We start from the raw sequence: 13,988 nt of genomic DNA, 5'->3' as shown, positions 1-13,988 counted from the left end.
CGCCGTTACAAGCGACAACAGATAGCAGAGGCAGCGAAAACAAGCACCACGCGTGGAACATCGCCGTATTTGGCATTCACCCGGAAACACAGTAGTGAAAAAACCGCTTCAGGATAAAGTTGCCATTATTACCGGCTCGTCGCGGGGCATCGGCGCGGAAATTGCCCGCACGCTGGCTGGTGCGGGCGCAAAGGTCGTGGTTAATTTTGCCGCGAACCCGAGTGCCGCCGAAGCGGTATGCGTCGCGATAGCGCAAGCAGGCGGCGAATCGCTGGCGGTCAAAGCGGATGTCAGCGATCCGGCTCAGGTTCGAATGTTGTTTGATACCACAATCGAACGCTTCAAACGCCTTGACATTCTCGTCAATAATGCGGGTGTGCTTCTATCCAGGCAAATTGCCGACATCAGCGATGAAGAGTTTGACCGTGTCCTGAACATTAACATAAAAGGCGTTTTTTATGCCCTGCGGGAGGCTGCTAGGCGAATCGAGGATGGCGGGCGCGTGGTCAGCCTATCCAGCACTGTTACCCGGCTTATGCTGCCGAACTACGGTGCATATGCGGCAAGCAAGGGCGCTGTCGAGCAATTGACGCGCGTCTTTGCAAAGGAAATGGGAGAACGGGGCGTTACGGCCAATATCGTTTCACCGGGGCCGGTCAATACCGAAATGTTTATTTCGGGAAAAAATAAGGAAATGATCGAACGGATGGCCGCAATGTCCTTCCAGGGTCGCATCGGTGAACCGGAAGACATTGCGCGCTTGGTACTCTTTCTGGTCAGCGAAGAAGCGGGCTGGGTTACGGGGCAGAATATCAGCGCCAGCGGCGGAGCTGCATGATCTCCATGACAAGCTTATCAGTGCGCCAGGCTAATGAATATAACGGCAAGTCAATCCCAGCTTTTGCACACCCTCTCTTAGGTGTAACAGCCTGCATTTGAAACTGTCACCTTGCGCCGGCTACAGCAGATTCTGAAGGATGAAAATCGCGTGGCCGTCGCCAAATCGCTATCGGTGGAAAAGCATAGCATCAAGCTCGCGACCCTGATTACGGCACTCTTCTATGACTTGACGCAGGACAAGCTGGTACAGATTCCCAAGCAAGGCGAGCGACGCGAGCGCGAGTTGCAGGAGAGTTGGTGAAGAAGGGGAAACGCCCGGTGGCACTGTTCGTTGATGAAGCGCATGACTTGAATGGGCACACGCTCATCGGCCCTAAAGCGTTTTCGGATGGGCACGTCTGATACCGATAGTGTGGACATAGCTGAATTGACGATTCCGGTAATTCCTAGACCCAACTGCCGATGAGTGAACTAAGTCAGTCGCACTTTAAGTCAGTCGCACTTATTTCTGGTTCGCGAGAATCAAATGCAGGTGGCGGGGATAAATGCAGGTCATTTGCAGTTAATCCGGTTTGCGGGGATGGATAGTCGCAGTTATTTGTAGTTCAAAATTGTGTTGAATGCTTGTTGACGCTGTTTCAAATATAGGCCGTTATACCTACCTGAATCTGCGGAGGGTGCTGACACGGTCGATCAATTATTTCTTGATAGGTTCAACCTTTTCTGCCGAACCAGATTGATCAGGCTGCCCGCCAGCACCATTTCCACTTGGCGCGGCGTCATCGGGTGCTCGGTCTCATAGGTCTCGTTCTTAGTCAGATTGATCACCCTCACCCGATTTCCTTTACGGATGGCATTTCGCACATCCGGGATGGAAAGCACATCGCCTTGGGCGATCTTTTTATAATCCTCCAGATCGACAAAGGTCAATGGCAGGATGCCGAAGTTGCTCAAATTCTGCAGGTGTATCCGGGCAAAACTTTTCGCAAGCACCGCCTTGAGGCCCAAATAGCGGGGTCCCAGGGCCGCGTGCTCGCGACTCGAACCCTGGCCATAATTGGCGCCGCCCACGACGAATGAGCCCCGCTTTTGACAGCCCATGGCTCTTGCGTAGTAGGTCTCGTCGATCTGGCTGAAAGCAAACTTGCTGAGTTCCGGGATATTGCTGCGGAGAGGCAGCACCTTGGCTCCAGCTGGCATGATTCCGTCCGTGGAAATATCGTCCGCCACTTTCAATAGAACCGGCCCTTCGAGTTGATTTGGCAGGGGCTCCAGAGTCGGCAGCGGTTTTATATTGGGGCCCTTCTCCAGCTCATACGGCGCGCCTTCCGACGTGGGAGGAACCAGCATCTCGGTATTGAGTCGGTTGGTCTCCGGCTCCTTGAAGCGGGGGTACGCCATGTCCAGCATGCGCGGATCGGTGATGACGCCGGTCAGGGCCGAGGCGGCGGCGGTTTCCGGACTGCACAGATAAACCTGATCTTCCTTGGTGCCCGAGCGACCAGGGAAATTCCGCGGAACGGTGCGCAGGCTAATGCGTCCAGTGGCTGGCGCCTGTCCCATGCCGATACAGCCGCCGCAACCTGCCTGGTGCAGACGCGCACCGGCACGGATGAGTTTTCCGAGAATTCCCAATTCGATCATATTCTCTAAAATCTGCCGGGAGGTGGGGTTGACATCGAAGGAAACGCGGTCGTGTACCTGTTTGCCATCCACGATGAAGGCGGCAATGGCAAAGTCCCGGAGCCCCGGATTGGCGGACGATCCGATGTAGGACTGATAGATTTCCCTGCCCGCCACCTCGCGCACCGGCACCACATTACCCGGACTGCTGGGCAGCGCGATAAGCGGCTCAAGCTCTGACAGGTTGATTTCGGCGTGTTCGTCGTATGCCGCATTTTCGTCTGCGAGGATTTCCCGCCAAGCATCACCCCGTCCCTGGCTCTTCAGAAACTCCTTGACAGCTTCGTCCGATGGAAAGACTGTCGCGGTGGCGCCCAGTTCGGCCCCCATATTGGCGATCACGTGCCGGTCCATAGCGCTCAGGGCCATCAATCCGGGACCGTAATACTCGATTATCTTGCCGATCCCGCCATCCACATCGTGCCGGCGCAGCATTTCCAAGATCACATCCTTGGCGCTCACCCAGTCAGGAAGCTCCCCGACCAGCTTGACGCCCCAGATTTTCGGCATTTTGATGTAGAATAGCTCCCCCGCCATTGCCATCGCCACCTCCAGGCCGCCCGCCCCAATGGCCAGCATCCCCAACGAGCCGGCTGCGCAGGTGTGGCTGTCCGAGCCCAATAAGGTTTTCCCCGGCACGCCGAAGCGCTCCATATGTACGGGATGGCTCACGCCGTTACCGGGGCGGCTGTACCAAAGGCCGAACTTCTTGCACGCGCTGCGCAGAAACAGATGGTCGTCGGGGTTCTTGAAGTCTTCCTGGAAGAGGTTATGGTCCACATACTGGGCGGAAAGCTCGGTCCGGACGCGCGGAATTCCCAGGGCTTCAAATTCCAGCATAACCAAGGTGCCGGTCGCGTCCTGGGTCAGTGTTTGATCGATTTTCAAACCGATCTCTTCGCCGGCCCTCATGCCGCCTTCAACCAAATGACTTGCGATCAACTTCTGCGTTACGTTTTTGGCCATTGCCGGATACTCCCGTAGGTTGTATCAATAAACTGCTGTAAATTGCTGCGGAACCAGTTGGACGAGAGCATGGGCTGGGCATCAAGCTACGCAAGCGTTTTACGCCAAAACAAAATGGCAACGAAAGTGGCACCCAATTCTTCCCCAACCTCTATCACAATGTGATCGCCGGGTTGCCCGATCAAGCCTGGGTCGCTAATATTACGTTCGTCCGTATTCAGACGGGTTTCGTCTACGTGGCGGTGATCCTGGATGCCTGCAGCCGCAAGACAGTGGGCTATGCGATTTCCCGACAGATTGACACAGATCTGACCCCGGCCGCGTTAAAAGCCGCTGTGCGAACTTGTCAACCGGCCCCCAACAACGTGTATCCACCCGACAGACCGTGGAAGTCAATACGCCAGTTGGCGTTATCGCCAGGCGTTAAGCGAATACGGGCTGACGGATTCCATGAGTGCGCCTGGAAATCCCTATCACAACGCCCAAACCGAAAGCTTTATGAAAACCTTGAAAGTGGAGGAGATATATTTGGCCGGCTACCGGACGCTTGCCGACACGTCACGTCTACCGCGCGCTTTATTGAGGACAATGCCAGATGGGATGCACTCTGCCTTAGGTTATGTATCGCCAGAGCAGTTTAAATCACAACTTGCCAGGCAAGCGGCTTAAATTCTTTATCGCAAGTCGTCCAGTTCCAAGGGTTTATTCCAAAGTGTATCAGTTTTAAATCGGCGTTGACACTCCCCAACCCCCGATACAGGATCATTATGGTCCTGCTGAGGAAACTGAGGAAATCACGTCATGATCAAAGGTAAAGCCACGCACGCTGGAAAACAATCGCGCGCATTCCTGCCAGCGAATCCTTGACGATTAATGCCACTACCACTAGTCTAAAACAGCGTGGTTGCCTAATTATGCTGCGGCAACTATCGAGTCGAGTTGCGTGGATTTGTGTGGCGAAGGAGATCAGGTTTGACTGAACGGCAGACAACAGAACAAGCAGCAACCACGGAAGATGCGGCTGGCATTCTACTGGAAACCGTGCGGCAGCTGGCAGTCGAATTGCACGTACGCTCCGGTGGGGAAATTTCGGCAACGCTCGACGATTCCCTGGAGCGGGATCTGGGTTTTGACAGTCTTGGACGCGTGGAACTGATTGCACGCATTGAGCGCGCCTTTGGAATTAATCTACCGGAACAAGTGGTAGCCAATGCCGAAACGCCACGCGATCTATTGCAAGCGGTGTTGACTGCTGCTCCTGCAGCGGCGCCCCTGAAGGGAATGCAGCGGGGCGAAACCCCAGTTCGGGTACAAGCCGAACCATCGGATGCGCTTACTCTGCCTGAAGTTCTTGATTGGCATGTGCGCACCCACCCGGACCGGACACATATTACGCTGCTGGATGCAGCGGGCAAGGGAGCCGGGATCTCCTACGCGGCATTACGGAAAGGTGCCGTGGAGGTCGCGTCGGGGTTGCTGGAACATGGGTTGCAACCTGGACAGTCCGTGGCGATCATGCTGCCGACCAGCCACGATTATTTCTTCTGCTTCTTCGGGGCGCTGCTGGCAGGTGGAGTACCCGTGCCAATTTATCCGCCTGCTCGCATCTCACAGATCGAGGATCATCTGCGTCGGCATGCTGGCATTCTGTCCAACGCGCTCGCTGCAGTCCTGATTACGGTGCCCGAGGCAAAGCCTGTCGCGAGGCTGCTCCAGGCACAAGTTGAAACATTGCGCGCAGTTGCCACCGTGGCCGAGCTTTCCATTCCCGGGCAGGCACCAGAGTACCCTATCCAGCCCGAGCAGGTTGCGCTGCTCCAGTACACTTCCGGCAGTACCGCCAACCCAAAGGGTGTTGCGCTGACTCATACCAATCTACTGACCAATATCCGTGCAATGGGACAGGCGGAGCAGGTCACGTCCACAGATGTGTTTGTCAGTTGGCTGCCGCTATACCATGACATGGGATTGATCGGCGCCTGGCTGGGCAGCCTGTACTATGCCTGCCCGTTGGTGGTGATGTCCCCCATCACCTTTCTGGCGCGGCCGGAACGCTGGCTGTGGGCGATTCACGAGCACCGCGGCACCCTTTCAGCGTCCCCCAATTTTGGCTATGAGCTGTGCCTGCGCAAGATGTCGGACGATGTTCTCGACGGATTGGATCTTTCGAGTTGGCGTATAGCTTTCAACGGCGCCGAGCCGGTAAGTCCCGAAACCATCGTCAATTTCACGCAGCGCTTCGCACGCTACGGGCTGCACCCGGAGGCAATTGCGCCGGTATATGGGCTGGCAGAATGTTCAGTAGGGTTGGCCTTTCCGCCGCCGGGACGCGGGCCGCTGATCGACCGTATTAAACGGGACAAATTCATGCGTTCCGGTCAGGCGGAGCCAGCCGGCAGCGAAGAGGCGGATGCATTGCGCTTCGTGGCCTGCGGCCGGCCGCTTCCCGGCCACCAGATCAAAATTGTTGATGCCACGGGCAGCGAAGTGGGGGAGCGGGTGGAAGGACACCTGGAATTCAAAGGGCCTTCCGCTACCAGCGGTTACTTCCGTAATCCGGAACAGAATCGCCAGCTGTTCCACGACGGCTGGCTGGATTCTGGCGACTTCGCCTATCTCGCTGCAGGTGATCTTTATCTGACTGGGCGCGCAAAGGACATCATCATCCGTGCCGGGCGCAATATCTACCCCCATGAACTGGAAGAGGCCGTGGGCAATATCACCGGCATTCGCAAGGGGTGCGTCGCGGTTTTTGGCAGTCCGGATCCAGTTTCCAGCACGGAGCGATTGGTGGTGCTCGCTGAAATACGCGATGCCGATTCCGGGAAGCGTGAGGAATTACGCGACCAGATCAATGCCCTGACCATGGATATGCTGGGAATGCCAGCAGACGATATCGTGCTGGCGCCCGTCCACAGCGTGCTCAAGACTTCGAGCGGCAAGATCCGCCGGGCGGCCTGCCGCGAGCTATATGAAAAGGGGGCGGCTCCGCTGCGCCCGGTGTGGTGGCAACTGATCCGGCTGACGTACACTGGTGTGCTGCCTCAGTTGCGCCGCGGCAGCAGGGTGGCGTCCGACATTCTCTACGCTGCATATGTGTGGACACTATTCTCCCTGCTGGCACCAGCAACTTGGCTGGCAACCGCGCTGCTGCCCCGTCCCGCCTGGGGTTGGGCGGTGAGCCGCGGGAACGCACACCTCCTTACACGCCTGTCGGGAACATCATTAGCAGTTCACGGATTGGAAAATCTGCCCCGTGAGACACCTTGCGTGCTGGTGGCTAACCATGCCAGCTATCTTGATGGAATTGCGCTCGTCGCGGCCCTGCCGGGCGAGTACAGTGCCAAGGGGTATTTCAGTTTTGTGGCCAAGCGTGAGCTGCTGGACAATATTGTTTCGCGCGTGTATCTACGGCATATCGGATCGGATTTCGTCGAGCGCTTCGATCCGGAACGCGGTGTGGAGGAATTGAAGCAGGTGGCACTCTCCCTGCAGTCGGGCCGCTGCCCGATATTTTTCCCGGAGGGCACATTCACCCGCATGCCCGGCTTGCTGCCGTTCCGCATGGGCGCATTTGTGGTGGCGGCCGAAGCGGGTGTGCCGATAGTGCCCGTAATCATTCGTGGCACTCGTTCCATCCTGCGCGCCGACCACTGGTTTCCGCGCCGTGGAGTTATAACTATCACGATCAGCAAGCCAATCGTGCCGGATGGAAAGGACTGGGCTGCCGCCATTCGTTTGCGGGACGCAGCTCGCACTGAAATCTTACGTCTGTGCAGAGAGCCGGACCTCGCGCCGAAAGTTTAGGCCATGCACGCTTCGAATAAACAGCACATGTGGAAAAATAAGCGCATCAGGAAAAATAGGATCAGACAGGGTATCGCCCCGCTACCTACGCCCTTTCGTTCGTTGGCGGACGGATATCATTAAATAGCAGAGCTCAGCCGTTTAATAGCTGTAGAATCTTACAGGTGAGCTAGAGCTAGCCCGGCTGGTTTCACGCAGCTTTTTCGAGTGGAAACTTGATGGCCCCAAGCAGGGGATAGGTTTAGCCAAGGATGGGCCTGGGCAAAAAAAAGAGGATTCCCAAGAATCCCCCTCGTGCATCGAGTAATTACCGGTAGATACCGCTACTGGCGGCCTCTACATTAATAGCCGGTCTACTTCCATTATTGCAGCGTCCTCTATTCCCTTGATGCCGTGGGATTTGACTATATCCATCATCAAGCAGAAGTTCCTCATTTGCATGCAATCCAGAGCCCATTCTCCAGGTTCCGATTCGTATACCGCGTCTTCCATCGTCGATGCAGCGGCAGCCCAGTGACCATGTGCAATCTCCAGCATGGCAATCTTGCACCGCGTTACTTGTGTCGGTGGCGCTGCCATCAATATCTCATGCATTGTTTTCATGGCGATCTCCTTGCCAAAAAAATTTCACCTATACTGAATTTGACAGCATTATCTCGATCGAGTGCCACAGGTCGAAATTTTTTATACAATGGGTGTTGTCGTGCCACTATCCCGTTATCCCATTATCACAAAAACAATCATTTTCAGTCGCTTGAAGGCTAATCCTCATTATTAAGATTAACAGCAGAAATGATGCCTGACGGCACAGGCTGAAGGCTGTGACTATTCGCTCAGTTGGTTGACCGGGTCAAGGATCACAATCGTGGAGTCCATTATGAACATTGATGGCGATTTCCTGATAATCGCCATGCATCTTGTCGCAGCGTTGGTGGCAGGGGGTGCCATCGGCATGGAAAGAAGCTTGCACGGCCATCCTGCCGGTTTCAGAACGCATGCGCTCGTCAGTCTCGCCTCCAGTTTACTGATGCTGATCACCCTATATCAATGGAAATGGCTCCCGAATGTTCCGATCGACGCCATCAGAATGGATCCGACCCGAATGGCTCAGGGAATTATGACGGGTATAGGTTTTCTGGGCGCGGGCGTGATTTTCAAGGAGGGTTTGAGCGTTCGCGGCCTGACCACCGCCGCTTCGATCTGGATCACGGCAGGAATCGGCATTTTGATGGGTATAGGATTTTTTCTTCCCGGCATTCTTGGAACTATCCTGACGCTCGGTATTCTCTCTTTGTTCCGCTTGATTGAGGACAGACTCCCCCGTCAACTATATGCTCAATATCATGTCAGCTTTGATCGCGGCAACATCATGTTGGAAAGCGAAATCCGAAAACTCCTGGTTGACCACGGGTTTGAAGTTGTCACGATGAGTTATCGCATCACTTCGGCGGCCTTGTTTGAATACCGCATGGATATTCGAACCACAGACCTTGGCGGAACTTCAGCACTTGCGGATGTGATGCGTGAAATGGAATCTGTCCGCGAATTCCGCATCTCGACGACCGGCAACTGATGTTATGCATCTCACTCGTGTAGCGATGGAGAGGGAAGCGGGGAAAAATAAGCTAGATGGATGCGCATGATAATCTGTTACCGTCAGCAGAACCGGGAATGGAGCATCGTACAGGAACATCTCTTCGTCCTGTTCGACACGGAGAACGCCAAGTGATTGCTCGGCATCAAGCCATAGCAATACCCGGGGTCAAGTCGATGCCGGGCTGAATTTAAGGTAACCTCTCGTCAACCCTCGCGGCATGAAAGCCGTATCCGGGATTCCCCAACCCGAAATTAAACGGAGAAATTACCATGAAATTCATGATCTTGCTCAAGGCCGATAAAAATACCGAAGCGGGCGTCATGCCAAGCGAAAGGCTCCTTGCCGATATGGGCAAGTATAACGAAGCGCTCATTAACGCCGGCGTGCTGCTTGCTGGCGAGGGGCTCCACCCAAGTTCGAAGGGCGCGCGCGTCAGGTTCTCGGATGGAAAGAGAACCGTAATTGAAGGACCTTTTCCAGAGGTAAAAGAGCTGATTACCGGCTTTTGGCTGTTCCAGGTAAAGTCCAGGGAAGAGGCGATAGAATGGGTTAAACGCTGCCCCAATCCCCTTGAAGGAGACGCTGAGATAGAAATTCGCCAGGTATTTGAAGCGAGTGACTTCGGCGCGGAGTTCACTCCCGAGCTGAGGGAGCAGGAGGAGCGCATGCGAGCGCAACTGGCGGGAAAGGGCGAATTTGAAACCTGACGGAACCCCCCGCCTGGAATGATGCGCATAGTGGTCGATGCGGCGCTACAAAAACCGGAGGCGGGCGCTTGCTGGATAATAATGGATTCAGCTCGATTTCTCGAATTATCAATCACCCCTAAGGAGCGGTCTATGCAACTGAACCCTTATCTTATTTTCAACGGTCAATGCGAGGCAGCGTTCAAATTCTACGAGGAGCGTCTTGGCGGAAAAATCCTTGTAATGCTCACCCACGGAAGCTCACCAATGGCAGAACAAGGACTACCCGAATGGCGCAACAAAATCATGCATGCTCGCCTAACGGTGGGAGATGCAGTATTGATGGGTTCCGACAGCCCACCCGATCACCATGAGGAGATGAAAGGTTTTTACGTAGCGCTGAATACCGAGGCTCCGGCAGATGCAGAACGTATTTTCCACGCATTAGCGGAAAATGGAACAGTGCGAATGCCGCTACAGGAAACCTTTTGGGCCGCCCGGTTTGGCATGCTCGTCGATCAATTCGGCGTGCCATGGATGATTAACTGTGAGTAAATCGGCAATGTGAATCGCGCGCAGCCAACACATTTACTGAAGCAACGAATTGGCGAAAGCGGTTGAACGGGCGCAGTATGAGATATGGGAACAAGATGTTCGACGTTGGGGCTGTAATCGCGCAGGATTGACACCGTGCGGCCATATGATCAGCCTATCGCAGAGTGTATTCCACCTAACTTACTACAAGGTGTAATTGGAAGAAAGGGCGACGATATTGTGCTTTTTCGCCAGCACCGATAGCTGGAACCAGGGCGCCCCCATCGTGACCCCAATTTCTTTCGATTCACTTGAGCGCGCCACGCAGCAACCGTCATTGTTGGAGAGCATGACTACAGACCGGTTTTCGAGGGTCGGATTGAACACCCGCTCGCAGCTGACGTAAAAATTATTGACGTCCACCAGCGCGAAAATCTGCTAGCTGGCCGTTGCGCCGGATGCAAGCATGGCTATATACAAAGCGGATACCGCGCCGGTTACGACACCCCATACCCGCAGCTCGTCGTGTTCCTGAAAGCATGGGCGGCGTGGCCCTGCACGAGCTGACGCATAGGACGGGAGCCAAGCACTGTTTAGCGCGTGACTTCGGCAGCCGCTTTGGTACAGAATCCTACGGCCGCGTCTGTTATAAAACATGGAAATATACTGCAGCACATCTTGCTGTGCTGCATGGCTAGTGTGGTAGTATTGCCAGTGGACTCGCTCCTGTTTAAGACTGCTGAAGAAGCTTTCTGCAACAGCATTATCAAAACAATCTCCGGCACGGCATGCTACCGATAAAGCCATATGTTTTCAGAAGCCATCGGTATTGTTTGCTGGCATATTGTGATCCATGATCCGAATGCACTAGCAGGCCTGCTTGTGGCCGGCGTTGCCAGATAGCCATCAGACTCTTCAGTTTTTCGAGCCCCATACAAATGCGCCCTGATCCTTAGGGCTGTTGCCCTTGTAGACGCACAAATTGCCATCATCCTGCATTTTTAGGAAGAATTTCCCACCATCGGCAAGCCGCTGGGTTCCCCACAGGTAATTCCCCTGGTTTCCTAAAGAGCCGTAATAGGTACAAAGGTTGCCGTCAGCCTGAACCACGGTAAAGAACTGGCCTCCTGACCCGGTTTTCTGGCTTCCCCATACGTAGCGACCCTGGTTCCCGGGCGTTCCCTCATAAACACACAGATTGCCGTCCGACTGCATGATCGCGAAATATTTATTATTGTTGGATACAAGGGTACCGTTCACGCCGAGCGGCTCCATCAGTGACAGATAATTGCTCTTGTCCGGAGTCTCATTCGAACCTGAAAGGCTGTGTGGCCCAGAGTATTTCCACAGTGGCTCCCAGTAGGAGGAGATCATCTCGCTGACGGCATCTTTGCCCTCCACGATGTAATCTATCTCGGAAAGGAACCCTGGATAGAGATTGTCAGACCCCACCACGTATACCTCATCATCGATGATCATAATCTTGGCGTGGTTACCCGGTGCCGAGTCCACTTTTTTGTAGATATACCCGCTGGCATTGATGACCGCCATGGCGGCACTGCCGATGACGCCTTTAACCGGAGGTTTCACGGACAACGGAGGCTGTTTCAATGTGGCGGTTTTCCCTTCAGGGCTCAGTGCAGGCCACTTGTAGGTTTGACCTTCGGTTGTCTTGTCAGGCGATACTTTGTCGGTGTAGTAAAGTGGCGCAATGAACAGTCGTTTCAGAGCATTCGCCCTTGCCCCTGTTGGATCACTTATCGGTGCGTCAGTGGTCACATCATGGGTCATGTAATACTTCATCAGTTCAAATGTTCTCACCGCACCGGAGCCAAATGAGTACTGGTCACCTGCTGCCCCAGCTCCGGCATCGAGAGGTGAAACGACTATCTGAACCTGGAGCGCCGGATTTTCCAGCAGCGCCTCCAGAACCCACTGGCAAACCTTATGATCCGACCAGTTTTTCTTCCATGCGCTCACCAAATCCATTTGCGACATACGGATGCTGCGTTTGGCATTTCTGATCAGCTGCTCTTTCATAATTTCAGCGGCTTTCTGGAAATCGGTCTTTGGATCCGGGCCGCTCCAGTATTTCCCGAGCACCAGGTTCCGGGTAGAAAGTTTGTAATCCGTAAAACCTTCATATTTTTTGTAAACCACCCGCAGAGGGAATACAGGGAGCGTCAAATCATGCAGGGTTTTTAAGTCCTGCTCGCGAATAGTCGGATTGGGTGGTGCCCCTACATCCGTGCGGGGAGACGGCTCATCAACATTGGGCTGGATGCCCGACTGGTGCAGCTTGATAATGGCCTTTTGCTGCGCATCCATATAATCAATGACCGCCTGCTGAGTACAGGGGTCGCGAGGAACGGAAGGATCTTTATCCTTGCTTTCCCAGGTTAACTTGCTGAGGTTCAGCGTTTCTTTAGAAAGCAAATCGTTACCACATTTCCACATATTGTTCAGGAAAAGCTGAGAGCCGTATGCGGGTTTCCCGTGGACAACCACCGAGACATCATGCACCGGCGGATAGCTCCTGAAGAGATCCATGTTCAGGTTGTGGCCCCCAACCAGAGCGGATGTTCCGTCCATACTGACGACCTTGGTATGGTTCCAGGTCATTTTGGTATCATCGACGCCAATCACGGCGCTGCCAAACACTTTGGCCTGAATTACCGATATGATTCCGGCCCCGAGCCGGTAAAATCTTCCCAGCCAGATTTCCGGCATCACCTCCCACTCCTTTGAGCGCTCCTGGATTAGCCGTATCAGGCCGGCCTTTAACTCCGTGTAGCTTGCAGGCTCGGTGACGGGATTGGTGGGAGTTTGTCCAAAAAGGAAACGAAACTGGGGAGGCTGTGTCCTTCCCATCTTCTGGGTCAGGCAAGTATCCATAGCCCCAAAGATCACGCGTTGCCAGTCGGGATCGGGACTGTTTAACGATGAGATATCACACCTGTAGCGGGTTTTTTGGATTATCTCATTGATCGAGCGGGCGAATTCAATCTGCCTGATCCAGGCCTGTTTCATGATGCCGCGGCCAAACTCCAACCCCCAGACATGCGGGGTGTCAAGAATTCGAATATAGGATGGGCCGCTTAACTGGTTAAAATACCCTTGCACTGCTTGTTCCACGATATCGATATAGGCGCCCGCACTGGAGGGAAAAACGCCCGGCGCTGAAAAAGAGACTTTGCCGACGACGCTGGCATCAATATGATTCCGGGATTTATCGGTCGTCTTCTGGCCATCAAAGGTGTAATAAGAAACCAGGCCTGATTCATTTCCGGTGAGGGGTTTATTCATCCAGGCTTTAATTTGATCCACCTGCAATGCAATATTCCATATGCGGATCTCATCCAAATCACCAGTAAACTGATTATTTGGCTCTTGTTTCTGGGCCGTTGCGCCAATAAATAATCCCAACGAGTTATTGACGTTGACCGGTGGATTAATATTTTTTCCAACGCTGGAGGGAATTAACTGGCCATCGATATAAATAGATAGCTGGCTGCTCTGACGGACTCCCGTCAAGTAGTGCCATTTCCCGTCACTAATTTGAGTTGTGCCGGTATTTACTTCGTAATATCCAAAGCCATTATCAGTGGCCAGTTTAATCACTCCGCCGGGTTTTATTACCAGTAAAAAACCGCCGTTCCCTGCTCCACCCTCGGTAGCTTTACGTGAAATAACGGTACCGGTTGATCGGGTTCTTACCCAGCACTGGAGGGTAAAATCGCCGGTGTTGAAATTATAAAAATTGCTGTTTGGCGTAGTTAAATATGACGGGTTTCCCGCCAAATTAAGTGCATAGCTCATGGTATTCTTTCCTGTGAAAGGATAATCAGATATGTCCGCTTATTGGTTCGGCGTGG

At 53.9% G+C, this 13,988-nt stretch carries 9 protein-coding genes and 3 pseudogenes; 7 read left to right on the top strand and 5 right to left on the bottom strand.

Annotation, left to right across the window (positions count from 1 at the left end; translation table 11 throughout):
- The first annotated feature begins 94 nt into the window (after positions 1–94).
- The gene (locus tag F822_RS01600; protein WP_025039661.1) at positions 95–838 is read left to right on the top strand and encodes an SDR family oxidoreductase; all 744 of its coding nucleotides are present in this window, start codon (positions 95–97) and stop codon (positions 836–838) included.
- Between the two features lie 99 nt (positions 839–937).
- Positions 938–1,218: pseudogene (locus tag F822_RS01595) on the top strand (ExeA family protein); the annotation flags it as partial.
- Positions 1,219–1,533: 315 nt separating this feature from the next.
- Here the strand turns inward: F822_RS01595 and F822_RS01590 are convergent.
- Positions 1,534–3,489, bottom strand: coding sequence for an aconitate hydratase (locus F822_RS01590; RefSeq protein WP_025039663.1), 1,956 nt, complete (start codon positions 3,487–3,489; stop codon positions 1,534–1,536).
- A 161-nt stretch (positions 3,490–3,650) separates the two neighbouring features.
- On the opposite strand from F822_RS01590, the gene F822_RS15980 reads away from it, so the two are divergent.
- Both F822_RS15980 and F822_RS01580 read left to right on the top strand, forming a co-directional pair.
- A complete protein-coding gene (locus tag F822_RS15980) occupies positions 3,651–4,130 on the top strand; it encodes a DDE-type integrase/transposase/recombinase (RefSeq protein ID WP_025039664.1) in 480 nt (159 codons plus the stop codon).
- A 331-nt stretch (positions 4,131–4,461) separates the two neighbouring features.
- Positions 4,462–7,296 carry an AMP-binding protein gene (locus F822_RS01580; protein WP_025039665.1) on the top strand — a complete coding sequence of 945 codons (2,835 nt, stop codon included), beginning with the start codon at positions 4,462–4,464 and terminating at the stop codon, positions 7,294–7,296.
- A 336-nt stretch (positions 7,297–7,632) separates the two neighbouring features.
- Here F822_RS01580 and F822_RS01575 read toward each other — a convergent pair whose 3' ends face one another.
- Positions 7,633–7,899 carry a hypothetical protein gene (locus F822_RS01575; RefSeq protein ID WP_025039666.1) on the bottom strand — a complete coding sequence of 89 codons (267 nt, stop codon included), beginning with the start codon at positions 7,897–7,899 and terminating at the stop codon, positions 7,633–7,635.
- A 274-nt stretch (positions 7,900–8,173) separates the two neighbouring features.
- Between F822_RS01575 and F822_RS01570 the strand changes: the two genes are divergently transcribed.
- The 3 genes from F822_RS01570 (at position 8,174) to F822_RS01560 (ending at position 10,134) form a co-directional block, all read left to right on the top strand.
- Positions 8,174–8,869, top strand: a complete 696-nt coding sequence (locus F822_RS01570) for an MgtC/SapB family protein (protein WP_036574388.1) — start codon at positions 8,174–8,176, stop codon at positions 8,867–8,869.
- A gap of 293 nt (positions 8,870–9,162) precedes the next feature.
- The gene (locus F822_RS01565; RefSeq protein WP_025039668.1) at positions 9,163–9,600 is read left to right on the top strand and encodes a YciI family protein; all 438 of its coding nucleotides are present in this window, start codon (positions 9,163–9,165) and stop codon (positions 9,598–9,600) included.
- Between the two features lie 30 nt (positions 9,601–9,630).
- Entirely contained in the window at positions 9,631–10,134 is a 504-nt protein-coding gene (locus F822_RS01560; RefSeq protein WP_231623541.1) for a VOC family protein, read from the top strand.
- Positions 10,135–10,320: 186 nt separating this feature from the next.
- Here the strand turns inward: F822_RS01560 and F822_RS01555 are convergent.
- The 3 genes and pseudogenes from F822_RS01555 to F822_RS14730 all read right to left on the bottom strand — a co-directional run.
- Positions 10,321–10,548: pseudogene (locus F822_RS01555) on the bottom strand (Y-family DNA polymerase); the annotation flags it as partial.
- A 210-nt stretch (positions 10,549–10,758) separates the two neighbouring features.
- Positions 10,759–11,020, bottom strand: a pseudogene (locus F822_RS14735) (IS3 family transposase); the annotation flags it as partial.
- Between the two features lie 8 nt (positions 11,021–11,028).
- A complete protein-coding gene (locus F822_RS14730; protein ID WP_082204575.1) occupies positions 11,029–13,932 on the bottom strand; it encodes a LamG-like jellyroll fold domain-containing protein in 2,904 nt (967 codons plus the stop codon).
- Between the last annotated feature and the right edge of the window lie 56 nt (positions 13,933–13,988).

The sequence above is a fragment of the Nitrosospira briensis C-128 genome (genome assembly GCF_000619905.2).
GTDB lineage: Bacteria > Pseudomonadota > Gammaproteobacteria > Burkholderiales > Nitrosomonadaceae > Nitrosospira > Nitrosospira briensis.
The sequence above is the reverse complement of the archived record's forward strand: the minus strand, read 5'-3'. Positions and strand labels throughout refer to the sequence as shown.